The organism is Streptomyces javensis (assembly GCF_039525925.1).
GTDB lineage: Bacteria > Actinomycetota > Actinomycetes > Streptomycetales > Streptomycetaceae > Streptomyces > Streptomyces asiaticus.
Map to the genome: position 1 here is coordinate 121,253 of NZ_BAAAIF010000004.1, position 24,458 is coordinate 145,710.

Below are 24,458 nucleotides of genomic sequence, written 5' to 3' on the forward strand. Positions count from 1 at the left end.
CCCTGCCCTGCCCGGACGGCGACCCAGCCGCCCGGTCGTCCCGGCCGTGCCACCGCGCGGCCAGCGCAGAAGGAGTCAGCGTGAGATCCCTCCCCCAACGGCACCTCAGACCCAGTAGCCGCAGATCCGGCCGCACCCCGGGCAACCGGACGATCGCGACCGGTGTGCTGGTCGTCGCGGCGGCGATGATCGGGGTCGGCTTCCAGAGCGGCACGGCCGCCGCCCGCCCGGACGGCTCCGCCGCGAACGCCGCCGACCGCCCCGCCGCCCGTACGATCTCCGGCGCCCCCGACCGCGGCGCCCTCCCCGTCAAGCTGTCCCCGGCCGAGCGCGCCAAGCTGATCCGCGAGGCCGATGCCACCAAGGGCGATGCCGCCCGGGATCTCAAGCTCGGGGCCAAGGAGAAGCTGGTCGTCAAGGACGTCATCAAGGACGCCGACGGCACCACCCACACCCGCTACGAGCGCACCTACGCCGGACTCCCCGTCCTCGGCGGCGACTTGGTCGTCGACCGGGCGAAGAGCGGCGCGCCGCTGACCGTCGCCAAGGCCACCAAGGCCCGGCTGACCGTCCCGACCACCAGCGCCGCCGTCACGCCCGCCACCGCCGAGAAGGCCGCCGTGAAGGCGGCGAACGCGCAGGGCTCCGGTAAGACCTCGGCCGACCGGGCGCCCCGCAAGGTGGTCTGGGCCGCGAAGGGCACGCCAACTCTCGCGTACGAGACAGTCGTCGGCGGCCTCCAGGAGGACGGCACCCCGAACGAGCTGCACGTCATCACCGACGCGGCCACCGGCAAGAAGCTGTTCGAGTTCCAGGGCGTCAAGAAGGGCACCGGGAACAGCCAGTACAGCGGCCAGGTGACCCTCGGCACCTCGGGCAGCTCGGGCTCGTACAACCTCACCGACTCCGGCCGCGGCAACCACAAGACGTACAACCTCAACCGCTCCACCTCGGGCACCGGCACCCTCTTCACCGACGCCGACGACGTCTGGGGCAACGGCACCACCTCCGACGCCGCGACCGCCGGGGTGGACGCGCACTACGGCGCCGCCGAGACCTGGGACTACTACAAGAACGTGCACGGCCGCACCGGCATCCGGGGCGACGGCGTCGGCGCGTACTCCCGGGTCCACTACAGCAGCGGCTATGTCAACGCCTTCTGGCAGGACGCCTGCTTCTGCATGACCTACGGCGATGGCTCGGGCAACGCCAAGCCGCTGACCTCCATCGATGTCGCCGCGCACGAGATGAGCCACGGTGTCACCGCGGCCACCGCCAACCTCACCTACAGCGGTGAGTCCGGCGGGCTCAACGAGGGCACCTCCGACATCTTCGCCGCCGCCGTCGAGTTCTACGCCAACAACGCGAGCGACCCCGGCGACTACCTCGTCGGCGAGAAGATCGACATCAACGGCGACGGCACCCCGCTGCGCTACATGGACAAGCCCAGCAAGGACGGGGCCTCCAAGGACAGCTGGTACTCCGGTGTCGGCAATGTGGACGTCCACTACTCGTCCGGCATCGCCAACCACTTCTTCTACCTGCTCTCCGAGGGCAGCGGCGCCAAGGTCATCAACGGCGTGAGCTACAACAGCCCGACGTACGACAACCTCCCGGTCACCGGCATCGGCCGGGACAACGCGGAGAAGATCTGGTTCAAGGCCCTGAGCCAGCGGATGACCTCCAACACCAACTACGCGGGCGCCCGCGACGCCACGCTGTGGGCGGCGGGCGAGCTGTTCGGCCAGGGCAGCGCGCAGTACAACGCGGTGGCCAACGCCTGGGCCGGGGTCAACGTCGGCACCCGGATCGCGGACGGCGTCACCGTCACCCCGCCCGGCGACCAGACCAGCATCGTCAACCAGGCCACCAGCCTCCAGATCACCGCGACCAGCTCCAACCCGGGCGCGCTGAGCTACGCGGCGAGCGGGCTCCCCGCGGGCCTGGCCATCAACTCCTCCAGCGGTCTGATCTCCGGCACCCCGACCACCGAAGGGTCGAGCTCGGTGACCGTCACGGTGACCGACTCGGCCGGCAAGACCGGTACCGCGTCCTTCACCTGGACGGTCAGCGTCAGCGGCGGCAATGTCTTCGAGAACACCGCGGACATCGCCATCCCGGACGCGGGTGAGCCGATCACCTCGCCGATCTCGGTGAGCCGGGCCGGTAACGCGCCCAGCAACCTCCAGGTGGGCGTGGACATCGTGCACTCCTACCGCGGCGACCTGGTGATCGACCTGGTGGCCCCGGACGGTACGGCCTACCGGCTCAAGGATGCCAGCCTCTTCGACTCGGCGGACGACGTACGGACCACGTACACCGTGAACGCGTCCTCCGAGACCGCGGTCGGCACCTGGAAGCTGCGGGTCCAGGACATGTACGCCCAGGACACCGGCTACATCAACAGCTGGAAGCTGACGTTCTGAAGTTTCTGACGCTCTGACGTTCTGACGGGCCGTGAGGCCCACCCAGGACAGGCGCCGCCAGGGGTCGACCCGACTCCCCCTGGCGGCGCCTCTTTCCGTCCAAGACTCTTACGTCCGCTCGTCCGGAATCCGAAGGTTGATCAGCATTCAACGAACATTTTCCCTTCGACCTGTCGTGAAACCCGTGACATGTCCCGGACTTGTGTGACAGTCTGCCCAACGCATTACGCATCAGTACCTCTTGTTCAGCACCGGGCCGCACTTCCCCGCAGCCCGGCGCTGACCCCCCACAGCAACGAGGAGATCGCGTGCGCAAGACCTTCAGCATGCCCATATCCGGTTCCGGCAAGCGGCGTTCGGCCATCGCGGCCGGTACCGCCGTCGCCGCGGCGGCCCTGCTCGCCTCCGGACTGAGCGCCGGTACCGCGGGCGCCGCCCCGGCCGACGCCACGTCCGGCGCCCAGCCCGCGGCGCTCACCGCCTCGGCCCGCGCCGAGCTGCTCCGCGAGGCCAACGCGACCAAGGCGGACACCGCCTCGTCGCTCGGCCTCGGCGCCAAGGAGAAGCTGGTCGTCAAGGACGTCATCAAGGACGCCGACGGCACCACCCACACCCGCTACGACCGCACCTACGACGGCCTGCCCGTCCTCGGCGGCGACCTGATCGTCCACCGCGCCAAGGGCGGTGACGTGAAGAGCGTCACCAAGGCCACCAAGGCCACCGTCAAGGTCGCCTCCACCACGGCCGGGATCGCCCCGAGCGCCGCGGCGAAGTCGGCCGTCAAGCTGGCCAAGGCCGACGACACCGCCAAGGCGGCGGCCGACCAGGCCCCGCGCAAGGTGATCTGGGCCGCCGACGGCAAGCCCGTGCTCGCCTACGAGACCGTCGTCGGCGGGGTGCAGAAGGACGGCACCCCGAACCAGCTGCACGTCATCACCGACGCCGCCACCGGCAAGAAGCTCTACGAGTACCAGGGCATCGAGACCGGCAAGGGCGCCAGCGAGTACAGCGGCGAGGTCGAGCTCGGCACCAGCAAGGAAGGCAGTGGTTACACCCTGACCGACGCCGACCGCGGCGGCCACAAGACCACCAACCTGGAGAACAAGGAGGACGGCGAGGGCAAGGCCTTCACCGACGACGACGACAACTGGGGCACCGGCAAGCCGGACGACCCCCAGACCGCCGCCGTCGACGCCCACTACGGCGCCGCCGCCACCTGGGACTACTACAAGAACGTGCACGGCCGCGACGGCATCGCGGGCGACGGCAAGGGCGCCTACTCCCGCGTGCACTACGGCGACAGCTACGTCAACGCCTTCTGGGACGACAGCTGCTTCTGCATGACCTACGGCGACGGCCAGGACAACAAGGCCCCGCTGACCGCGCTCGACGTCGCGGGCCACGAGATGAGCCACGGCGTCACCTCCAAGACCGCGGGCCTGGAGTACAGCGGCGAGTCGGGCGGTCTCAACGAGGCCACCTCCGACATCTTCGGCACCTCGGTGGAGTTCAACGCCAAGAACACCACCGACGTCGGTGACTACCTCATCGGCGAGGCGATCGACATCAACGGCGACGGCACCCCGCTGCGCTACATGGACAAGCCGAGCAAGGACGGCCAGTCCGCGGACAACTGGTCCGACGGCGTGGGCGACCAGGACGTGCACTACTCCTCCGGTGTCGCCAACCACTTCTTCTACCTGCTGTCCGAGGGCAGCGGCGCGAAGGAGATCAACGGTGTGAAGTACGACAGCCCCACCGCCGACGGCTCCAAGGTCGAGGGCATCGGGCGGGACAAGGCCGAGAAGATCTGGTACAAGGCCCTGACCACGTACATGACCTCCAACACCGACTACCACGCCGCCCGTGAGGCCACCCAGAAGGCCGCCACGGACCTCTTCGGCGCCGACAGCGCCGAGGCCAAGGGCGTGGACGCCGCCTGGGCCGGGGTCAACGTCAAGTAAAACCACCTGAGTTACCGCACGACACTCTGCCGGTGCCCGGGGCCTGAGGCCCCGGGCACCGGTATGTTTTATCCACGGCAAAGCGACATCTTTGTCGCGTTGGGCGGAAGCTTCGCCCAACTCCCCATCACAACTGGAGATACGCGTGGATTCACGTTCGACGTCAGCCATATCCGGCATATCCCGTCTCAGACGCTCGCGTACCGCCCTCGCCGCCGGAGCGGCGACCCTGGCCGCCTCCCTGCTCGCCGCCGGCGCCACCGCCGGATCCGCGAACGCGGCCCCCTCCTCGGCCACCGCTTCAGGTGCCACCACCGTCTCGCTCTCCCCCTCGGCCCGCGCCGAGCTGCTGCGGGAGGCGGGCTCCACCGCTGTCGCCACCGCGAAGTCGCTGCGGCTCGGGGCCAAGGAGAAGCTGGTCGTCAGGGACGTCGTCAAGGACGCCGACGGCACCACCCACACCCGCTACGAGCGCACCTACGCGGGACTGCCGGTCCTCGGCGGCGACCTGATCGTCCATGAGTCCGCGAACGGCGCCTCCCAGGGTGTCGACAAGGCGACCGACGCCGACATCGAGGTCGGCGACACCAGCGCCGCCATCGCCCCCTCCGGCGCCGAGCGGTCCGCGCTCGGGGCCGCGCGGGCCGCGGGCGACAAGAAGGCGGGCGCCCAGGACGCGCGCAAGGTGATCTGGGCCGCCACCGGCAAGCCCACGCTCGCGTACGAGACGGTCGTCACCGGGGTGCAGAAGGACGGCACGCCGAGCAAGCTGCACGTCATCACCGACGCCGACTCCGGCAGGAAGCTCTACGAGTTCCAGGCCGTCGAGAACGGCACCGGCACCGGCCAGCACAACGGCAAGGTCACCGTCGGCTCGGTCAAGAGCGGCAGCCAGTGGCTGCTGAAGGACACCGCGCGCGGCGGCCACCAGACGTACAACCTCAAGCACGCGTGGGAAGAAACCAAGAAGGGGTCGGCGTTCTACGACGCCGACAACGTCTGGGGCAACGGCAAGCCCACCATCGCGCAGACCGCCGCCGTGGACGTCCACTACGGCGCCGCGATGACCTGGGACTACTACAAGAAGGTCCTCGGCCGGAACGGCATCAAGGGCAACGGCAAGGCCGCGTACTCCCGCGTCCACTACGGCGACGCGTACGAGAACGCCTTCTGGGACGACGACTGCTTCTGCATGACCTACGGGGACGGCGCGGGCAACAAGAAGCCGCTGACCTCGCTCGACGTCGCCGGCCACGAGATGAGCCACGGGCTCACCTCGGCCACCGCCAACCTCGAGTACAGCGGCGAGTCCGGCGGGCTCAACGAGGCCACCTCCGACATCTTCGGCACCGCCGTGGAGTGGTACGCCAAGAACGCCAAGGACCCCGGTGACTACCTCATCGGCGAGAAGATCGACATCAATGGCGACGGCACCCCGCTGCGCTACATGGACAAGCCCAGCAAGGACGGCCTGTCCTACGACTACTGGAAGAGCGGTGTGGGCAACGACGACCCGCACTTCACCTCCGGCATCGCCAACCACTTCTTCTATCTGCTGGCCGAGGGCAGTGGCCGCAAGGTCATCGGCGGGGTGACCTACGACAGCCCGACCAAGGACGGCCGCACCGTCAAGGGCATCGGCCGCGCCAAGGCCGAGAAGATCTGGTACAAGGCCCTGACCACGTACATGACCTCGACCACCAACTACGCCAAGGCCCGCACCGCGACCCTCAAGGCCGCGAAGGCGCTTTACGGCGCGAGCAGCGCCGAGTACAAGGCGGTCGACAACGCCTGGGGCGGCGTGAACGTTAAGTGACCCCCGCCGGTCGGCCGGGCTTCGGTACCCACCCCGGCCGACCGGTTGCCCCGCTGTCTCCTACCGCCCGCTTACCGCCCGCCGGTCGCCAGCTGACACGCCCGCTGGTTCTCCGCGGCGGCGCAGGGCAGATGGCCATGCTTCTCGATGAGGTTCCGCCCGGTGTCCCCGGCCAGATAGTCGAGGAACTTCGAGGTCAGGGAGTTCGCGGGCGGCGCGGTGTAGGTGTACGCGTACTCCGGCTCCCAGAAGGGGTAGATCCGCTCCCGCACCGCGTCGATGGAGGGCTTGCGGTTGTCGAGCGCCACCAGATGGAGATCCCCTTTCTGGGCGCTCTCCTCGGCGGAGTGCAATTCGGCGTAGCCGATGGCGCCAGGGGTGTTCGCCACCGTCTTCAACACCTCGCCGGTGCTGTCGAGTTCACAGCGGACGACGGTGTCTCCGGTGAATTTCGGGGTCCGGCAGTTGTCGGACGTCCGCGAAATCTCGTTACGCTCCAGCACCCGGCTCTCGAACACCCCGCGCGTCCCGGATTTCGCGTCCCGGCTCACCAGCCGCACCGGCAGATCGGGCCCGCCGGGCAGCTGGTTCCAGTTGGTGATCCGGCCCGAATAGAGCCTGCGGAGCTCGTCGAGCGAGAGATCGGTCATCCGTACGTCCTTGTTCACCACCACGCTGAACACGGACAGCGCCACCAGATGCTCCTTGAGCCTGGGGTCCCCGTCCCCCTCCGGCCCGTCGGAAAAGGCGAGATACGACGGGAATCCGCCCTTCGCCGCCTCCCCGACGTCGATCAGCGTCTTCGTACCGCGCCCGCTGCCCTGCGCCTCCACGGTGACACGGGCATCCCGGCAGTCGCCCTGATACGCCGTGCCCGCGTCCTGCGCCACCGGCTTGAACGCGGTCGAGCCGACGATCGTCAGATCCCCCTCGGCGCAGCCGCGCGGGAGCGGATCGTCCCGCCACACCCGCATCCCGAACGACTGGAGGATCAGCATCGCCAGCAGACTGCCGATCAGCCCGAGCATCCGGTTGCTCGGCCGCCGGAACTTCTCGTTGTTCCGGATCCTGCCCTCTTTGATCCGCCCGCCCACATGCGGCGGCTTATCGGTCCCGGCACCCGTCAGCAGCACCAGCAGCTTGAAGTGATCGCCCTTGTTCAGCGGCACCCGGGGCAGCGAGATCTCATTGCCCGCACAGACCAGCCCGGGATTCTCCGGCGTCCCGCGCTGCGGCAGATGCCGCAGCAGATCCGGATGGCTGGGCTCGGTGACCGCCACATCCCGCACGGTGCGATTGGGAAAGGTCGCGGTGAGCCCTCAGTGATTCGTCGCCGGCGCCGTGATGTAGTCGTCGGCGTCAATGCTCCGAAACCCATCATTCTCGATCCGCAACAGTACGAGCGAGGCCCCGGCCAGATCCGGAGTGTTCTCCAGCATCCGCAACCGCTGATGAATCGGCCCGCCCTGGGTGCTGTCGTCTATCAACGTGTCCATCTGCACGCGATAGCCGATACGCTTCCGCCCGGGAATCAGCCGCTCATACGAGAGCCCGCCGACCGTCACGACGACACCGAGCAGCGCCAGCAGATTCTCGGGCGCAGTCAACTGCTCCAGCCACTTCATGGTTGCCCCCCGTGCATGCAATGGCTTCAGGGGGGCGAATGTACGCTCCACGAACGCACATGTGGCCGAGGTGGCCCAGCTCTCATCCAATGTTCGTCCCGCGTTCAACCACGACCTTCGCAGGGGCGCGGGCGGCACGACGCCACCGTGCAGCAAACGCATCTGCCGCACGGCGCTGCTGCCCCATGCGCGATCAGAGGTCGTCCGGCATGCGGATGGGACGGTCGAAGGGACGCTTCTGGAAACCAGTGCGCAGATTGCGGCAACCGGGCGCCTTGCACATGAAGAACTCCTCGACCGTCTTCCGCCCCGTCCGGTTCTTGAGCCAAGCTTTCTCGGCGGCAGAGAGACGACGGTGCATCTCGTCTGTTCCACAGGTGTAGCAGTACATCTTCTGGCCTCGCACGACACCTCCTGAAACGGGCGGACAGCCAACCCCCAAGCCTATAAGCCACGTTCAGCGACGGACAGCACGCAACCGGACAACGCGACCTCTGACACGGGGACTACGAGTTCAGTAATGTCTACTCACGTAATTGCTCGATGTTGCCCCCAGGTCTTCTCCGGGGAGGAGAAAGCGTGCCCGACCTCGTTCCGTTCGAAGACATCACACATTTCTTCGAAGACTTCGTGCACACCGCCTGGCGGCTGGAGACGCAGCGGGGGTACGCCTCCGACCTCGCCAGCCCCAACTGGCCGCGCTTCCAGCGGGGTGAGACCTTCGGCTACAACCCGGAGAACTCCTGGCACCTCAACGTCCGCGAACAGACGATGCAGGGCAAGCGCTTCGAGCGGGTGCGCCTGGTGGATCAGCCTCCCACAGAGGGGCAACGGTTCTTGCTCGCCTCCGGGCTGGGCAACGTCGAGGCCGGAGAGGACATCCGGAACCTCTTCCGGTCGGATGCGGAGCGTATCGGCCTGCCGGACTATGACTTCTGGCTATTCGATTCCCGCTCCGTCGTCAAGTTCGTCATCGACGGCGAGGGAACGACGTTGGGCGTGCACGTCCTGGAAGACGCCGAATCAGTGGTTCGCGCGTGCCAGGTCCGTGACGCTGCATGGCATTACGCCATGCCCACGAGGGAGTTCGAGGCACAGGTACCGTCGTCCGCATGAGCACTGATTTTCAGGCCGGTCGTATCGCTCTCGGTGCGCGGCTGCGTGAACGGACCTGCGCTGCCACCACGACGGTTCACAGTGGCCAGTACTGGGAGTGGGGCAAGGCACGCTCCCAAACGGATTCGAACGCGGAACCGGCCAGCCTAGCCGTGTCGGACTCGTGCCGAACCTCCATATCCGTGGCCGGGTTCCAGTTCCCATCGCCGTCGAAGTGGTTGAAGATCACAACCTGTTCGTCGATCAGCCAGAAGTCCGCTCCCGGAAGCGCCAAGTCAGCCGCCCGCCTTCTGGGCAGCCACCGCACCTCCTCCCCTGCGGCGACATTGTGGCGCCCGGTCACGTCGTACTCGAATTTGATGTATTCACTGACGGGCTCGGAAATGATCCGGGCACGCCGCATCCGAACACCGCGTGAAACTGTCGACACCACGAGGTCGAACCAGCTCCGCCACCGCTCTGCGGGGTCGAAGCGCACCCCGGCGCACCAGTCGGCGAAGTCAGGGTCGCCGGGCGTGTAGATATCACGCATTTCCAGGTGAACCGCTGAACGCCGCGCGTTGATCAATGCCTGACGTACCGCTGTAGCCATCGATCGTGAACCTCTCGGAGTCGTCGCTAAGGGATACGCCAGCCGATCGTGCATTGCGGCGCGCCCCGCCGCACAGCCTCGTCAGGGTCCGGCGACATGGTCGAACCGACCGGCCTTGGCGGCGCATATGAAGGTTCTCAGGCGCGCCCGAGTGGTCGAAAGTACGACCTCGGGGTGCTCGCTCTCGCGGAGCATTATCGAGTCGCGCTCACCTGCGGCGACGTTGACGCACGAGGCCGATTCCTGGCAGTAGGAGGACTGCCGCCATGACGCCGGGTCCATGTGCTGCTCCTTGTCATAGTTCCTGGATGAGGCCATGGATGAAGTCGCGAGACTCGTCCGGCTCCAGAGCGATGGCCTCCATCTTGCCGATCACCAACCGATACTTCTGCAACTGGGCTTCCGCGTCGAGCAGGAGGGAGCCGTGCGCCTGTTCCAACAGGATCGTGTCGAGTTGGGGTACGGGGCCGGAGAAGTAGTTGATCGACTGCCCGGACCCGGCAAACGTGCCGTTACGGAACGGAACCACCCGGATAGTGATGTGATCCCGTTCGCTCATGTCAATCAAGTGCTTGAGCTGCGCTCGGGACGTTTGTGGCCCGCCGAAGGGCATACGGAGGGCGGCCTCGTGGATCACCGCCTTGCACGGGGTGGGACTTTCGCCATAGAGGATGCGTTGTCGCTTGATGCGGTACGAGACGCGGTCTTCCACATCGGGCGGTGGGAGCGCGGGCACCCCTTCGGCGAAGACCGCACGGGCGTGATCGACGGTCTGAAGCAAGCCGGGGATGTGGAGCACAGTAGCCAGCAACAGTGCCGCCGCATGGTGTTCCAACTCGGCCAGGTCGAGCTGTCCGGGAGATAGCAGCTCCCGGTACTCCTCCCACCAGCCCCGCTTCCGTTTGCCGGTCATGGCGATGAGCGCGGCGATCAGGGCCTCGTCACCGCATGTGTAGTTCCCGGCCAAGGTGCGGATGCTGCGCTCGCTGAGGCCGAAGCGTCCAGTCTCGATGTTGCTGATGCGGGCCGGGTTGGCCCCGATCAGCTCAGCGGCCTCCCGGGTGTTGAGCCCCGCGCGCTCGCGGAGCTTGCGCAGCTCAACTCCGAGGCGTAGCTGACGTGCGGTCGGAGTTGTCCTTGGCGGCATGCGGTCCTCCACGATCGCACAGGTGGTGCAAGGGTCACTGGAACGAAGTCAAGGTTAGAGACTTCTCGATACACCGTAGAAGTAATTCGACCTTTCGCTCTACGCTGTGATCCAGGCCACCCCGACCAACCCGCCTCGGAGCCCTTCGACCTCGGCACAGAACTCCGCGCCCTCGTCCTCGCCACCGCACCCCGCCTCTTCGCCGTGGCCCGTATCCACCCGTACGAGGACACCGGAGAATCAGACGTGGAGATCGCGGCATGGGGCATGGCCTACGAGGACGGCCGTACCGAAGTGGTTGGGTCAGGGCAGCGGTTGGTCCTCGCCTCGCCCGAGCGGGTGGCGGCGTGGTTCTCCCGGGACGAGGTCACCGCACAGCTCGTATGGCTCGCCCCGGCCACCGTCGCCTCGCTCGGTCCCGACCTGGCCGCCTAGCGTTCGCCGGGTTCATTGCCTCCGGTGGCCGACCGGTCTGTGGGAAGGGTGTAGTGCCAGCCGTCCTGACATCTGAACGGCGCGTTCGACCAGGTCTTCGATCGAGGCGCCGGTCAGTAGGCTGGGCGGCCAGGACGTCAGGCCGACACGCTTTGGTGTTGCGCTGGACCATCCCCACGCCGGTTCTCCCGCCAGGAAGCGGGCCCTGTGGTCAACTGGCCCTGCCGGTTGGGCGGCTGGCCGCCGAAGCACCCACCGCCCCGGCGCCCCGCTCCGCGTCCTCACGAGCGCGCAGGTCGCCGTGGAGACGGGCGAACACCGCGCACACCAGTGGCATGACCACCGGGGGCAGGAGGAGAAGGGCCACGGCTGTGGGCAGGATCATCACCAGCACGCCAGTGATCCACACATTGTCGTCGCTGAGCCACAGCATGCCGAGTCCGGCGAAATGGGCGACGGGAGCGGCCGCGTACCGGGCCAGCCAGAAGACGAGCACGGCGGCCGCGGTGACCAGCGTGCCCAGGCCGAGGGTGCGCCGTCGTGCGCGGCGGGTCAGCACCCAGGAGCGGTACAGCGCCACGAACGGGGAACGGCGTTCCAGCACCGTCTCGGCGGTGGCCAGCGACAGGCGGGAGTACAGCAGCGGGCCGAGACACCAGATGGCGATCGGCAGCACCCACCCCACCAGCGTGTACTGCCAGGACGCGGTTTCGCCCAGTGGCGTGGTCTCCACGCCGGGCACCTTGTTGCCGTCCACGAGGCTGAACAGCACCAGGCCCGCCATCACCACGGCGCCCACGGCCAGCCCGGTCAGCGCGTTGACCGCGAGCGCGGCGGGGAAGCGCCGGCGGGTGCGCCGCCACAGCTCGCGGGTGGTCAGCGGCCCGCCGTCGCGCGTGGCGTGGGAGTCGCCGATGGCGTACGCGGTGTGCAGGACGGAGACGACGAGGAGTCCCAGCACGAGCAACAGCAGCGACACCACAAAACCGACCCGCACCAACGGGGGCAGGCCACCGTCGGCGTAGGCCACATAGGAGTCCTCGTTGGCGATGTTGCGGTCCGCGTAGTCCCGGACGCCCTCGAAGGTGTCCCAGGCCGCCGCGAACCCGCCGGCCACGATCGCGCAGCCGAGCACGGCTGTCAGGACGGACACGCGGAGGGTGAAGCCGTACAGCGCGCCACGGTAGCGTCTGACGACGCCGAGCGACGACCGGAGCGCCCCACCGATGCCGCCGCCCGGCTGCTCGGTGGGGTTGTCGCCGATGCCTTCGGCCACCCGGTTGGTCGACTGGGTTCCCTCGTGCGCCATGACCTGATCCGACCTCCGTGCGGCTACGTGGTGACGGCAGCCAAGATGTCATGCCGGGCGCGTGGGTTCCCGGAGATCGGGTTCATTCCCGCAGGTCCGCATCACCGGCGGCCGCCCCGGCCTGCGCCACACGGCGAGATCGACGAGTCCACCAGCCGCCGGAGGCTCAGCGCATCAGGACTCCCGCCGCCTCGGACGCGGTCTCCGAGGGCATGGCGATGAGGCCCGGTTCGGCGGGGTGGGAGAGGAGGGGGTGGGTGGGGAGGATGCGGATGGTGTAGCCGAAGGGGCCGGTGCGGTTCAGGGCCAGGGGGGCTTCGTAGAGGCGGCTGCCTTCCAGGTCGGGGCCCGCTGTGGGTTTGAGGGGGACGTGGGTGGCGTCGGTGATGTGGTCGGTGTCGTCCACGCGGCCCGCCACGGCCTGGACTTCGACGTCCGCCGGGTCCAGCGCACCGAGGCGCACCCGGACGCGGAGGGAGAGGGTCGAGCCGAGTTCGGCGGCGCCGCCCGGGGCGGGTGGGGTGAGGTGGGCCTCGACGTGGTCGACCGCGACGTCCGGCCAGGCGGCGCGGATTCGGGACTTCCAGGTGGCCAGTTCGGCGGCCGCGTCGAGGTTCAGGGCCCGGTGGGAGCGGGCGGCGGGGGCGTAGAGGCGCTCGACGTATTCGCGGACCATGCGGCCCGCGAGCACCTTGGGGCCGAGGGTGGTGAGGGTGCGGCGGACCATGGCGATCCAGCGGCCGGGGTGGCCGTCCAGGCCGCGGTCGTAGAAGCGCGGGGCGACCCGCTGCTCCAGCAGGTCGTAGAGGGCGGCGGCCTCCAGGTCGTCGCGGCGGGTCTCGTCGATGGCGTCGCCGTCGGCGGTGGGGATGGCCCAGCCGAAGTCCGGCTCGTACCACTCGTCCCACCAGCCGTCGAGGACGGAGAGGTTGAGACAGCCGTTCAGGGCCGCCTTCATACCGCTGGTGCCGCATGCCTCCAGCGGGCGCAGCGGGTTGTTGAGCCAGACGTCGCAGCCGGGGTAGAGGTTCTGGGCCATGCCCATGCCGTAGTCGGGCAGGAAGACCAGGCGGTGGCGGACCCGGGGGTCGTCGGCGAAGCGGACGAGTTCCTGGACCAGGCGCTTGCCGCCGTCGTCGGCCGGGTGGGCCTTGCCCGCGACCACGATCTGGACCGGCCGCTCGGGGTGGAGCAGCAGCTCCATCAGCCGGTCCTGGTCGCGCAGCATCAGGGTGAGCCGCTTGTAGGAGGGGACGCGGCGGGCGAAGCCGATGGTGAGGACGTCGGGGTCGAGCACCCCGTCGATCCAGCCGAGCTCGGCGGTGCCCGCGCCGCGCTGCCGCCAGGAGGCGTACAGCCGCTGCCGGACCTCGGCGACCAGCCGCTTGCGCAGGGTGCGGCGCAGCTCCCACAGCTCGGCGTCGGGCAGGTGGCCGAACTGGCGGGCGCCGAGCCGGGTGACCTCGGGGGCCGTCCAGGTGGGCGCGTGCACCCCGTTGGTGACGGAGGTGATGGGCACCTCCTCAGGGTCGAAGCCCGGCCAGAGCCCGGCGAACATCTCCCGGCTGACGCGGCCGTGCAGGGTGGACACCCCGTTGGCGCGCTGGGCCAGCCGCAGGCCCATGACGGCCATGTTGAAGAGGTTGGGCTCGCCGCCGGGGTAGGTCTCCATGCCGAGCGCGAGGATCCGCTCGACCTCGATCCCGGGCAGCTCGGCGTCGTCGCCGAAGTGGCGGGCGACCAGCTCGCGGTCGAAGCGGTCGATGCCGGCGGGCACGGGGGTGTGGGTGGTGAAGACGGTCCCGGCCCGCACCGCCTCATGGGCGGTGTCGAAGTCGGCCCCGTCGGCGATCAGTTCGCGGATGCGCTCCAGGCCCTGGAATCCGGCGTGGCCCTCGTTGGTGTGGAACACCTCGGGTTCGGGGTGGCCGGTGAGCCGGCAGTACGCGCGCAGGGCGCGGACGCCGCCGATGCCCAGCAGCATCTCCTGGAGCAGCCGGTGCTCGCTGCCGCCGCCGTAGAGCCGGTCGGTGACCTCGCGCTCGCCGTGGCCGTTCTCCTCCACGTCGGAGTCGAGCAGCAGCAGTGGCACCCTGCCCACCTGGGCCTGCCAGACGCGGGCGTGGAGCGGACGGCCGCCGGGCAGGGTGAGCGGGATCCGGACGGGCCGGCCGTCCGCCTCGCACAGCTGGGTGAGCGGGAGCTCGTCGGGGTCCAGGACGGGATAGTGCTCCTGCTGCCAGCCGTCGCGGGAGAGCGACTGCCGGAAGTAGCCGTGGCGGTAGAGCAGGCCGACGCCCATCAGGGGGACGCCGAGGTCGCTGGCGGCCTTGAGGTGGTCACCGGCGAGGATGCCGAGGCCGCCGGAGTACTGGGGCAGGGCGGCGGTGATCCCGAATTCCGGCGAGAAGTAGGCGATGGCGGTGGGGAGTCCGGAGGGGGCGGGTGGGACGGAGGGTACGGGCGCGCCTGGGGACACGGTGGGTACGGACGCGTCTGACGGCACGGGCGCGCCCGAGGACGCTGTGGGTACGGACTCGACCGGGATCGGCCCGGCTCTGTCCTCGGCGGCGGCCCGGCCCTGATACCACCGGGGTCCGGTCAGATAGTCGTGCAGATCATCCGCGGCCGCCGTGAGACGCCGCAGGAAGGAGCGGTCCTCGGCGAGGTCCGCGAGCCGGGAGAGGGGCACGGCGCCCAGCAGCCGTACCGGGTCGCCGCCCGACTCCCGCCATCCCTCGGGGTCCACGGACTCGAAGAGCTCGCGGGTCTCGGGGTGCCAGGACCAGCGCAGATTGCGCGCCAGCCGGTTGAGCGGTCGCAGGGGCTCCGGAAGGACGGGGCGCACGCTGAATCGACGAATGGCCTTCACCCTTTGACGGTAGCGGCCGACGAGTCCCTGTTTCGACTGTTTCGCCCCGCTCCCGAGAAGTCGGCCCGAAGGCGGCAACCTTTCAGGCCAAGGGGGCGACTAGGGGTCACACCTTCCCCCCATGCCTTGGAGGACCACGTGCGCTCTCGGGACAGTTCGCACACTCCGCCCCCCGCTCATCCGCCCAGATCCACCCCGCGCCGGGGCCGGATGCTGGCCGCCGCCTGCGCGGCGGGCGCGCTGACCGTCACCTCGCTGGTGAGCGTCTCGGAGGCCGCCGAGGGCAAGGGGCCCACGCCGAAGGCGGCCGCCGCGGCCCAGCTCGAGAAGCTGGACCGGGGGCTGGTGAGCGTGCACACCGGCAATGACAACCTGGTCAGCTGGCGCTGGCTGGCCACCGATCCGAATGACGTGACGTTCAACCTCTACCGGGGTGGCGTCAAGGTCAACTCCTCCCCCATCACCACCACGAACTACCTCCACAAGGACGCCCCGAACAGCGCGGACTACACCGTGCGGGCCATTGTGGGCGGGGCGGAGCAGCCCGCCTCGCCGAGCGCGATCCAGTTCCGCCCGGGGTACTACGATGTGCCGATCTCACCCCCGGCGGGCGGCTCGGGCTACACCTATGAGGCGAATGACGCCTCGGTGGGCGACCTCGACGGCGACGGCGACCTGGACTTCGTCCTGAAGTGGCAGCCGACCAACGCCAAGGACAACTCCCAGTCGGGCGTCACCGGCAACACCGTCGTCGACGGCTACACCCTCCAGGGGCAGCGGCTGTGGCGGATCGACCTGGGCCGCAACATCCGCTCCGGCGCCCACTACACCCAGTTCCAGGTGTATGACTACGACGGCGACGGCCAGGCCGAGATCGCGATGAAGACCGCGGACGGCACGGTCGACGGCGCCGGTAAGACGATCGGCAGCGCGTCCGCCGACTACCGCAACTCCAGCGGCTATGTGCTCAGCGGACCCGAATATCTGACGATGTTCAACGGCCGTACGGGCGCCGCGATGAGCACGGTGGACTACGTCCCGCCGCGCGGCACCGTCTCCTCCTGGGGCGACTCCTACGGCAACCGCGTGGACCGCTTCCTGGCCGGGACGGCGTATCTCAACGGCTCCACCCCCTCGCTGATCGAGGCGCGCGGCTACTACACCCGCACCGTGATCTCCGCCTGGAGGTTCAGCGGAGGCCAGCTCACCCGGCAGTGGACGTTCGACACCAACAGCTCCACCAACACCGGCAGGGGCTACGACGGCCAGGGCAACCACGCGCTGGCCACCGGCGATGTGGACGGCGACGGCAGGGACGAGATCGTCTACGGCTCGATGGCCGTGGACGACAACGGCTCGGGGCTGTGGACGAATAAGAACGGCCACGGCGACGCCGCCCACCTCGGCGATCTCGACCCCTCCCGGGCGGGCCTGGAGTACTTCAAGGTCGACGAGGACTCCTCGAAACCGGGTTCGTACTTCGCCGACGCGCGCACCGGCCAGGTGCTGTGGTCCACCGCGTCCGGCGGCGACAACGGGCGCGGCGTGGCCGGTGACATCTGGGCGGGCAACGACGGCGCCGAGATGTGGTCCGCGCGGGACGACCAGATCCGCGACGAGGGCGGCGGCGCCAAGGGCCGCAAGCCCTCCTCGATCAACTTCCTGGCCTGGTGGGACGGCGATCCGGTGCGCGAGTTGCTGGACGGCACCCACATCGACAAGTACGGCACCTCGGGTGACACCCGGCTGCTCACCGGCTCCGGGGTGCACTCCAACAACGGCACCAAGGCCACCCCGTCGCTGTCCGGCGACATCCTCGGCGACTGGCGCGAGGAGGTGGTCTGGCCGACCAGCGACAACAAGGCGCTGCGGATCTACTCCACGCCGTACGAGACCGACCGGAAGATCACCACACTGCTCCACGACCGGCAGTACCGCGAGGCGCTGGCCTGGCAGAACACCGCCTACAACCAGCCCCCGCACCCCAGCTTCTTCATCGGCGACAAGATGGCGACCCCGCCGCGGCCGGCCATCACCACCCCGTGAGACCCCCCACCAAGAAGGAGATCCGACATGGCTGAACAACGCACCAGGTACCGGGCGATGGCCGGGGCCCTCGGCGCCGTCGCCCTCACCGCGGGCGCGATCACCACCGGGCTGACCCTGCCCACTGCCTCCGCCGCCACCTGGCCCACGCCCAGCGGCACCCCGCAGGCGGTCTCCAAGACCATCAGCGTCAGCGGGACCACCGACGGCGGCATGAAGCGCTACTACGGCTCCGGCGACCTCGGCAGTGACAACCAGGACGAGGACCAGGGCCCGCTGTTCGAGCTGAAGGACGGCGCCACCCTGAAGAACGTCATCCTCGGCGCCCCGGCCGCCGACGGCGTCCACTGCGAGGGCAGCTGCACCCTCCAGAACGTCTGGTGGGAGGATGTCGGCGAGGACGCCGCCACCTTCCGCGGGACCGGCAAGACGTTCAATGTGATCGGCGGCGGCGCCCGTAAGGCCGCGGACAAGATCTTCCAGTTCAACGGCGGCGGCACGCTCAACATCTCGGGCTTCGCCGGGCAGGACTTCTCGACCTTCGTCCGCTCCTGCGGCAACTGCTCCTCGCAGTACAAGCGCACCATCAACGTGAGCAACTCCGAGATCACCGCCCCGGGCAAGGTGATCGGCGGGATCAACACCAACTACGGCGACTCGCTGACCCTGCGCGGGATCACGATCGTCGGCGACAGCAGCAAGAAGATCGTCCCGTGCCAGAAGTACATCGGGAACAACACCGGCGCCGAGCCGAGCAAGAACGGCAGCGGCCCCGACGGCACGTACTGCAAGTACAGCTCGTCCGACATCACCTACAAGTGATGCGCGGATGACCGCGCGCCGTGCCTGACCCTCACAGGGACAGGCACGGCGCGTGCCCGTGCCGGACACTGGTGGGTATGGACACAACCGCCGAGCTGGGGAGCTTTCTGCGCACCCGCCGCGCCGGGCTGCGCCCCGAGGACGTCGGCCTGGTCGCGTACGGGACCCGGCGCCGGGTCCCGGGGCTGCGCCGCGAGGAGCTGGCGCAGCTGGCCGGGGTGAGCGTGGCGTACTACACCCGGCTGGAGCAGGGCCAGTCCACCGGCGCCTCGGACGGGGTGCTGGACGCGCTCGCCCGCGCGCTGCGGCTGAGCCAGGACGAGCGGGCGCACCTCGGCAATCTGGCTCGTCCGCCGCGCGCCGGGCGGCGCCCCGCGCGGCGCGCCGAGTCCGCGCGCCCGGCGACCCGGCGGCTGCTCGCCGCGATGGACGGCGTACCGGCCGTGGTCCTCGGCCTCCGGTTCGACGTCCTGGCGTGGAATCCGCTGGGGCACGCCCTGATCGCCGGGCATCTGCCCGCCGGCGCGCCCGAGCGCCCCGCCGACCGGCCCAACACCCAGCGGATGCTGTTCCTCGACTCCCACACCCGTGAGCTGTATCCGGACTGGACGGGCGAGGCGCGGCGCGCGGTCTCCTCGCTGCGGGTGGTGGCCGGGGCGCACCCCGACGACCGGCGGCTGGCGGAGCTGATCGGCGAACTATCCATGAAGAGCGAGGAGTTCGCGGCACTGTGGTCGCGCCACCCGGTGCGCCGGTGCGCCTTCGGCACCAAGTCCTTCCACCATCCGCTGGTGGGGCCGCTGGAGCTGGACTTCGAGATGACCCGGCTGCCGGACTCCGGCGGCCAGGCCCTGCTGATGTACGGGGCCGAGCCGGGGTCGCCGTCGGAGGCGGCGCTGCGGCTGCTGTCGCGGGAGGCGGTCGCGTTCCACGCCCCCTGATGCGCCCTTGTCGGGATCTTTCATCCCAGGTCAGGCTTACGCCGTCGAGTTGGGGAGGGGATCGTTCCATGGCATGCGCATCTGCGGGCCCCCGGCGGAGGGTGGCGGCGCCGGCCGCCGTCGTCGCGGTGGTCCTGGTGGTCTTGTCGCCCGCTCAGACCGTTCCCGCGCAGGGGGTCCAGGCCACGGGCGCGGCGGGGACCCACGGCTATATCGTCGCCCTGAAGCGGGGCGCGGACGCGCCCGCGGCGGCGTCCGGGGCGGGCCGGGCGCTGATCGAGCGGTACGGGGCGCGGGTGCGCCGGGTCTACCGCACCGCGCTCAACGGCTATGCGGTACGGGCGAACGCGGCACAGGCCGGGCGGCTGGCGGCCGATCCGCGGATCGCCTCGGTGACCCGGGACGAGCGGGTGTCACTGCGCTGGTCCCGGGCGCGGTTACCGGCCCCGCCGCGCGGCCGGGCGCGGCCGCCGTGGGGTCTGGACCGGATCGACCAGCCGGACCGGCGGCTGGACGGGGCGTACACCGCGCCCCGCGGCGGCGGGCGCGGCACCACGATCTATGTGATCGACTCCGGGGTGCGCACCTCCCATGAGGACTTCGGCGGCCGGGCCCGCTCCGGCTGGGACTTCGTGGACGACGATCCGGTGGCCCAGGACGGCAACGGCCATGGCACCCATGTGGCCGCCACGGCGGCGGGCACCCGCTACGGCGTGGCGAACGAGGCCACGATCGTGGCCGTACGGGTGCTGGACGACCGGGGCGAGGGCACCATCGCCCAGGTGCTGGCCGGAATGGACTGGGTGCTGCGACACGCCAGGCGGCCCGCGGTGGTCAATCTGAGCCTGGGCTCGGCGGCCGCCACCCCGCTGCCCGAATGGGACGCGGCGGTGCGGGCGGGGATCGCCGCCGGTCTGGTCTTCACCGTGGCGGCGGGCAACCAGGACCGGCCCGCCGCCTCGTTCTCGCCGGGCCGGGTGCCGGGGGCGCTCACGGTGGGCGCGACCGACCGCGCCGACCGGCGTTCGGGATTCTCCAACTGGGGCCCGGGAGTTGACCTGTTCGCGCCCGGCGACCGGATCGTCTCGGCGTCCAACGCGAACGACACGGCGACGAGGACGCTGTCGGGCACCTCGATGGCGGCCCCGCATGTCGCGGGCGCCGCCGCGCTGTACCTCGCCGGCCATCGCTTCGCGACTCCGGCCCAGGTCGGGGCGGCGCTGACGGCCGGGGCGAGCAAGGGCCGGGTGCGCGGCGCGGGCCCGGGCTCACCGAACCGTCTGCTGCGGGTGGCCAACTGACGTAACCACGGAACGCGTCGGGTGGACGGCCCCGCCTACGGGCGGGGTCGATCCATGTACCCCGCGTTACGAACCGGTAGTTCACGGGAACCCGGATTGTCTCCCCATTCCGCAGGGGAAGGCTTTCCACGCGCGCCCCCCATGGCCGACCCCATCCGCCCACCAGAGTGAACGCGGACAGGAGCTGTCATGCCCGCAACCCAACGCCCGGCGGCAAAACCGATACAAAGGACAAAAGCCGCCCCCGCGTCTCCATCCGCACTGCCGTCAGGTGATCCTATGATCGGTCGCATTCCCATTCTGGATATCCGCCCGCTGATCGACTGCGGCCGCCGCCCCGCCAAGGCGGTGGTGGACGAGACCTTCGAGGTCAGTGCCACCGTGTTCCGTGAGGGCCATGACGCGGTCAACGCCAATGTGGTCCTCCGGGATCCGTCCGGCCGCTCCGGCCCCTGGACCCCGATGCGCCAACTCGCCCCCGGCACCGACCGCTGGGGCGCCGAGGTCACCCCCGGCGCGCCCGGCCGCTGGACGTACACGGTCGAGGCGTGGAGCGATCCGATCGCCACCTGGCGCCACCACGCCCGCATCAAGGTCCCGGCCGGGATCGACACCGATCTGGTCCTGGAGGAGGGGGCCCGGCTGCATGAGCGGGCCGCCGCCGGAGTGCCCAAGAACGACGGCCGGGAGGCGGTGCTGGCGGCCGTCGACGGGCTGCGCGACGAGCGCCGCCCGGTGGCCGACCGGCTCGCCGCCGCCCTGGCGCCCGATGTGACCGCGGCCCTCGACCGCCATCCGCTGCGGGAGTTGGTCACCTCCTCGCGCCCCATGCCGCTCCAGGTGGACCGGGAGCGCGCGCTGTTCGGCTCCTGGTACGAACTCTTCCCGCGCTCGGAGGGCGCCAAGGTGACCGAGGGGCGGCGGCCGGTCAGCGGCACCCTGCGCACCGCCGCCGAGCGGCTGCCCGCGATCGCCGCCGCGGGCTTCGACGTGGTCTATCTGCCGCCGATCCACCCCATCGGCACCGCCTTCCGCAAGGGCCCCAACAACACGCTCTCGGCGGGCCCCTTCGACGTGGGCTCGCCCTGGGCCATCGGCTCGGCCGACGGCGGCCATGACGCGATCCACCCCGACCTCGGCACCTTCGAGGACTTCGACCACTTCGTGGCGCGCGCCCGGGAACTGCGCATGGAGGTCGCGCTGGACTTCGCGCTCCAGTGCTCCCCGGACCACCCCTGGGTCTCCCAGCACCCCGAGTGGTTCCACCAGCGCGCCGACGGCACCATCGCGTACGCCGAGAACCCGCCCAAGAAGTACCAGGACATCTATCCGCTCGCCTTCGACCGGGACTTCCACGGGCTGGTCCGGGAGACCGAGCGGGTGCTGCGCTTCTGGATGGCGCGCGGGGTGCGGATCTTCCGGGTGGACAATCCGCACACCAAGCCGGTGGTCTTCTGGGAGAAGGTGCTCGGCGACATCCACCGCTCCGACCCCGATGTCCTCTTCCTCTCCGAGGCGTTCACCCGCCCGGCGATGCTGAACGCCCTCGGCGCGGTCGGCTTCCACCAGTCGTACACCTACTTCACCTGGCGGAACACCAAGCAGGAGCTCACCGACTACCTCACCGAGCTGTCGGGGGACGCGGCCGCCTGGATGCGGCCCAACTTCTTCGTCAACACCCCCGACATCCTGCACGCCTACCTCCAGGAGGGCGGCCGCCCCGCCTTCGAGGTGCGGGCCGTGCTGGCCGCCACCCTCTCCCCCACCTGGGGCGTCTACGCGGGCTACGAACTGTGCGAGTCCACCCCGGTGCGGCAGGGCGGCGAGGAGTACCTGGACTCGGAGAAGTACCAGCTGCGGCCGCGCGACTGGGCGGCGGCCGAGCGCGAGGGAAGAACGATCACCCCGCTGCTCGCCCGGCTGAACCGGGTGCGCCGCCGCCATCCCGCCCTGCGGCGGCTGCGCAACCTCAGATTCCACCACGCCGACAACGATTCCGTCATCGTCTACTCCAAGCGCGCGGGCGACTCGTGTGTGGTCACGGTCGTCAACCTCGACCCTCACCACACCCAGGAGGCGACGGTCTCGTTGAACATGCCGGAACTCGGCCTCGAGTGGCATGAGTCCGTCCCGGTGCGCGACGAGCTCACCGGCGAGACCTATCACTGGGGCAGGGACAACTATGTGCGCCTGGAGCCGGGGCGGGATATGGCTCCGGCGCATGTGCTGTCCCTGCGACCGTCCTCACCGATCGGAGGGTCACCCACAACATGATCGTCAACGAGCCCGTACCGGACACATTCGAGGACACGCCCGCGGGCGACCGCGATCCCGACTGGTTCAAGCGCGCGGTCTTCTACGAGGTCCTGGTCCGCTCCTTCCAGGACAGCAACGGCGACGGCGTCGGCGACCTCAAGGGCCTGACGGCCAAGCTGGACTACCTCCAGTGGCTGGGCGTGGACTGCCTGTGGCTGCCGCCGTTCTTCGCCTCACCGCTGCGCGACGGCGGCTACGACGTCTCGGACTACACCGCCGTGCTGCCGGAGTTCGGGGACCTCGCGGACTTCGTGGAGTTCGTCGACGCCGCTCATCAGCGCGGGATGCGCGTCATCATTGACTTTGTCATGAACCACACGAGTGATCAGCATCCGTGGTTCCAGGAGTCCCGCAGCGACCCGGACGGACCGTACGGCGACTACTACGTCTGGGCCGACGACGACAAGCAGTACCAGGACGCGCGGATCATCTTCGTCGACACCGAGACGTCCAACTGGACCTTTGACCCGGTACGCAAGCAGTACTACTGGCACCGCTTCTTCTCGCACCAGCCGGACCTCAACTTCGAGAACCCCGCCGTCCAGGAGGAGGTACTGGCCGCCCTGCGCTTCTGGCTGGACCTGGGCATCGACGGATTCCGGCTCGACGCCGTCCCGTATCTGTACGCCGAGGAGGGCACCGACTGCGAGAACCTGCCCCGCACGCATGAGATGCTCAGGCGCGTCCGGGCCGAGATCGACGCCCACTATCCGGACACCGTGCTGCTGGCCGAGGCCAATCAGTGGCCGGAGGACGTCGTCGACTACTTCGGCGACTTCTCGGCGGGCGGCGACGAATGCCATATGGCCTTCCACTTCCCGGTGATGCCGCGCATCTTCATGGCGGTGCGGCGGGAGTCCCGCTACCCGGTCTCGGAGATCCTCGCCAAGACCCCCGCCATCCCCTCCGGCTGTCAGTGGGGCATCTTCCTGCGCAACCACGACGAGCTGACGCTGGAGATGGTCACCGACGAAGAGCGCGACTACATGTACGCGGAGTACGCCAAGGATCCGAGGATGCGGGCCAACATCGGCATCCGCAGACGGCTGGCGCCCCTGCTGGACAACGACCACAACCAGATCGAGCTGTTCACCGCGCTGCTGCTGTCCCTGCCCGGCTCGCCGATCCTCTACTACGGGGACGAGATCGGCATGGGCGACAACATCTGGCTCGGCGACCGCGACGCCGTGCGCACCCCCATGCAGTGGACCCCCGACCGGAACGCGGGCTTCTCCTCCTGCGATCCGGGGCGGCTGTTCCTGCCGACCATCATGGACCCGGTCTACGGCTACCAGGTCACCAATGTCGAGGCGGCCATGAGCAGCCCGTCCTCGCTGCTGCACTGGACCCGCCGGATGATCGAGATCCGTAAGCAGAACCCCGCCTTCGGACTCGGCTCCTTCACCGAGCTGCCGTCCTCCAACCCGGCCGTCCTCGCCTTCCTGCGCGAGGCTCCCACGACCCGGGACGGCGAGGACGACCTGGTGCTGTGCGTGAACAACTTCTCGCGCTTCGCCCAGCCCACCGAGCTGGACCTCCAGTCCTTCGCCGGGCGCCATCCGGTCGAGCTGATCGGTGGGGTCCGGTTCCCGGCCATCGGCGAGCTGCCCTATCTGCTCACCCTGGCCGGGCACGGCTTCTACTGGTTCCGGCTACGGCGCGGCGAGCCGGTGGGGCGCTGGGCCGACTGAGCCGGACGCTTTCCCCTCCCCGCCCCATCCCGAAACTGG

At 69.6% G+C, this 24,458-nt stretch carries 19 protein-coding genes; 11 read left to right on the plus strand and 8 right to left on the minus strand.

Annotated features, from left to right (window positions below):
* Positions 1 to 185: 185 nt before the first annotated feature.
* The 3 genes from ABD329_RS06000 (at position 186) to ABD329_RS06010 (ending at position 6,206) form a co-directional block, all read left to right on the plus strand.
* Positions 186 to 2,426 (plus strand): M4 family metallopeptidase, encoded by a 2,241-nt coding sequence (locus ABD329_RS06000; protein WP_344316093.1) that lies wholly within the window; start codon positions 186 to 188, stop codon positions 2,424 to 2,426.
* Positions 2,427 to 2,752: 326 nt separating this feature from the next.
* A complete protein-coding gene (locus ABD329_RS06005) occupies positions 2,753 to 4,390 on the plus strand; it encodes a M4 family metallopeptidase (RefSeq protein WP_344316095.1) in 1,638 nt (545 codons plus the stop codon).
* A 145-nt stretch (positions 4,391 to 4,535) separates the two neighbouring features.
* Positions 4,536 to 6,206, plus strand: a complete 1,671-nt coding sequence (locus ABD329_RS06010; RefSeq protein ID WP_344316051.1) for a M4 family metallopeptidase — start codon at positions 4,536 to 4,538, stop codon at positions 6,204 to 6,206.
* Between the two features lie 71 nt (positions 6,207 to 6,277).
* Here the strand turns inward: ABD329_RS06010 and ABD329_RS06015 are convergent, their stop codons facing one another.
* The 3 genes from ABD329_RS06015 to ABD329_RS06025 all read right to left on the minus strand — a co-directional run bounded on the left by ABD329_RS06015 (position 6,278) and on the right by ABD329_RS06025 (position 8,237).
* A complete protein-coding gene (locus ABD329_RS06015) occupies positions 6,278 to 7,486 on the minus strand; it encodes a phosphate ABC transporter substrate-binding protein (RefSeq protein ID WP_344316052.1) in 1,209 nt (402 codons plus the stop codon).
* Between the two features lie 39 nt (positions 7,487 to 7,525).
* Positions 7,526 to 7,831: a hypothetical protein gene (locus tag ABD329_RS06020; RefSeq protein ID WP_344316054.1), complete on the minus strand. Its 306-nt coding sequence runs from the start codon at positions 7,829 to 7,831 to the stop codon at positions 7,526 to 7,528.
* A gap of 193 nt (positions 7,832 to 8,024) precedes the next feature.
* Positions 8,025 to 8,237: a hypothetical protein gene (locus tag ABD329_RS06025; protein ID WP_344316056.1), complete on the minus strand. Its 213-nt coding sequence runs from the start codon at positions 8,235 to 8,237 to the stop codon at positions 8,025 to 8,027.
* A 173-nt stretch (positions 8,238 to 8,410) separates the two neighbouring features.
* Between ABD329_RS06025 and ABD329_RS06030 the strand changes: the two genes are divergently transcribed.
* Positions 8,411 to 8,947 carry a DUF6879 family protein gene (locus ABD329_RS06030; protein ID WP_344316058.1) on the plus strand — a complete coding sequence of 179 codons (537 nt, stop codon included), beginning with the start codon at positions 8,411 to 8,413 and terminating at the stop codon, positions 8,945 to 8,947.
* Between the two features lie 76 nt (positions 8,948 to 9,023).
* Here the strand turns inward: ABD329_RS06030 and ABD329_RS06035 are convergent, their stop codons facing one another.
* The 3 genes from ABD329_RS06035 to ABD329_RS06045 all read right to left on the minus strand — a co-directional run bounded on the left by ABD329_RS06035 (position 9,024) and on the right by ABD329_RS06045 (position 10,686).
* Positions 9,024 to 9,539, minus strand: a complete 516-nt coding sequence (locus tag ABD329_RS06035) for a DUF6879 family protein (protein WP_344316060.1) — start codon at positions 9,537 to 9,539, stop codon at positions 9,024 to 9,026.
* A gap of 81 nt (positions 9,540 to 9,620) precedes the next feature.
* The gene (locus tag ABD329_RS06040) at positions 9,621 to 9,857 is read right to left on the minus strand and encodes a DUF397 domain-containing protein (protein ID WP_344316061.1); all 237 of its coding nucleotides are present in this window, start codon (positions 9,855 to 9,857) and stop codon (positions 9,621 to 9,623) included.
* Positions 9,835 to 10,686, minus strand: coding sequence for a helix-turn-helix domain-containing protein (locus ABD329_RS06045; protein ID WP_344316097.1), 852 nt, complete (start codon positions 10,684 to 10,686; stop codon positions 9,835 to 9,837). Before ABD329_RS06045 ends, ABD329_RS06040 begins: the two co-directional genes overlap by 23 nt.
* Before the next feature lie 204 nt (positions 10,687 to 10,890).
* Here ABD329_RS06045 and ABD329_RS06050 point away from each other — a divergent pair, with 204 nt between their 5' ends.
* Positions 10,891 to 11,121 carry a hypothetical protein gene (locus tag ABD329_RS06050; RefSeq protein WP_344316062.1) on the plus strand — a complete coding sequence of 77 codons (231 nt, stop codon included), beginning with the start codon at positions 10,891 to 10,893 and terminating at the stop codon, positions 11,119 to 11,121.
* 211 nt (positions 11,122 to 11,332) lie between these two features.
* On the opposite strand, the gene ABD329_RS06055 is transcribed toward ABD329_RS06050, so the two are convergent.
* Positions 11,333 to 12,430, minus strand: coding sequence for a hypothetical protein (locus ABD329_RS06055; protein ID WP_344316064.1), 1,098 nt, complete (start codon positions 12,428 to 12,430; stop codon positions 11,333 to 11,335).
* Between the two features lie 166 nt (positions 12,431 to 12,596).
* A complete protein-coding gene (glgP, locus tag ABD329_RS06060) occupies positions 12,597 to 15,302 on the minus strand; it encodes an alpha-glucan family phosphorylase (RefSeq protein WP_344316065.1) in 2,706 nt (901 codons plus the stop codon).
* Between the two features lie 210 nt (positions 15,303 to 15,512).
* On the opposite strand from glgP, the gene ABD329_RS06065 reads away from it, so the two are divergent.
* The 6 genes from ABD329_RS06065 to treS all read left to right on the plus strand — a co-directional run bounded on the left by ABD329_RS06065 (position 15,513) and on the right by treS (position 24,419).
* Entirely contained in the window at positions 15,513 to 17,348 is a 1,836-nt protein-coding gene (locus ABD329_RS06065) for a rhamnogalacturonan lyase (protein ID WP_246618840.1), read from the plus strand.
* 27 nt (positions 17,349 to 17,375) lie between these two features.
* Positions 17,376 to 18,170 carry a pectate lyase gene (locus ABD329_RS06070; protein WP_198279832.1) on the plus strand — a complete coding sequence of 265 codons (795 nt, stop codon included), beginning with the start codon at positions 17,376 to 17,378 and terminating at the stop codon, positions 18,168 to 18,170.
* 77 nt (positions 18,171 to 18,247) lie between these two features.
* Positions 18,248 to 19,111 (plus strand): helix-turn-helix transcriptional regulator, encoded by an 864-nt coding sequence (locus ABD329_RS06075; protein ID WP_198279831.1) that lies wholly within the window; start codon positions 18,248 to 18,250, stop codon positions 19,109 to 19,111.
* A gap of 68 nt (positions 19,112 to 19,179) precedes the next feature.
* On the plus strand, positions 19,180 to 20,412 hold the full coding sequence (locus ABD329_RS06080; protein WP_198279830.1) for a S8 family peptidase: 1,233 nt from the start codon (positions 19,180 to 19,182) through the stop codon (positions 20,410 to 20,412).
* Between the two features lie 279 nt (positions 20,413 to 20,691).
* The gene (locus ABD329_RS06085; protein WP_198279829.1) at positions 20,692 to 22,686 is read left to right on the plus strand and encodes an alpha-1,4-glucan--maltose-1-phosphate maltosyltransferase; all 1,995 of its coding nucleotides are present in this window, start codon (positions 20,692 to 20,694) and stop codon (positions 22,684 to 22,686) included.
* The gene (treS, locus tag ABD329_RS06090; protein WP_198279828.1) at positions 22,683 to 24,419 is read left to right on the plus strand and encodes a maltose alpha-D-glucosyltransferase; all 1,737 of its coding nucleotides are present in this window, start codon (positions 22,683 to 22,685) and stop codon (positions 24,417 to 24,419) included. The genes ABD329_RS06085 and treS overlap by 4 nt, the downstream gene beginning before the upstream one ends.
* Positions 24,420 to 24,458 lie beyond the last annotated feature (39 nt).

Bases quoted from the DNA above. Each gene is read 5' to 3' on its own strand.
- ABD329_RS06005 (WP_344316095.1), top strand. From the start codon at position 2,753: ATGCCCATATCCGGTTCCGGCAAGCGGCGTTCGGCCATCGCGGCCGGT.
- ABD329_RS06020 (WP_344316054.1), bottom strand. From the start codon at position 7,831: ATGAAGTGGCTGGAGCAGTTGACTGCGCCCGAGAATCTGCTGGCGCTG.
- ABD329_RS06085 (WP_198279829.1), top strand. From the start codon at position 20,692: ATGATCGGTCGCATTCCCATTCTGGATATCCGCCCGCTGATCGACTGC.
- ABD329_RS06080 (WP_198279830.1), top strand. From the start codon at position 19,180: ATGGCATGCGCATCTGCGGGCCCCCGGCGGAGGGTGGCGGCGCCGGCC.
- ABD329_RS06045 (WP_344316097.1), bottom strand. From the start codon at position 10,686: ATGCCGCCAAGGACAACTCCGACCGCACGTCAGCTACGCCTCGGAGTT.
- ABD329_RS06040 (WP_344316061.1), bottom strand. From the start codon at position 9,857: ATGGCCTCATCCAGGAACTATGACAAGGAGCAGCACATGGACCCGGCG.
- ABD329_RS06035 (WP_344316060.1), bottom strand. From the start codon at position 9,539: ATGGCTACAGCGGTACGTCAGGCATTGATCAACGCGCGGCGTTCAGCG.
- ABD329_RS06070 (WP_198279832.1), top strand. From the start codon at position 17,376: ATGGCTGAACAACGCACCAGGTACCGGGCGATGGCCGGGGCCCTCGGC.
- treS (WP_198279828.1), top strand. From the start codon at position 22,683: ATGATCGTCAACGAGCCCGTACCGGACACATTCGAGGACACGCCCGCG.
- ABD329_RS06000 (WP_344316093.1), top strand. From the start codon at position 186: ATGATCGGGGTCGGCTTCCAGAGCGGCACGGCCGCCGCCCGCCCGGAC.
- ABD329_RS06075 (WP_198279831.1), top strand. From the start codon at position 18,248: ATGGACACAACCGCCGAGCTGGGGAGCTTTCTGCGCACCCGCCGCGCC.
- ABD329_RS06055 (WP_344316064.1), bottom strand. From the start codon at position 12,430: ATGGCGCACGAGGGAACCCAGTCGACCAACCGGGTGGCCGAAGGCATC.
- ABD329_RS06065 (WP_246618840.1), top strand. From the start codon at position 15,513: ATGCTGGCCGCCGCCTGCGCGGCGGGCGCGCTGACCGTCACCTCGCTG.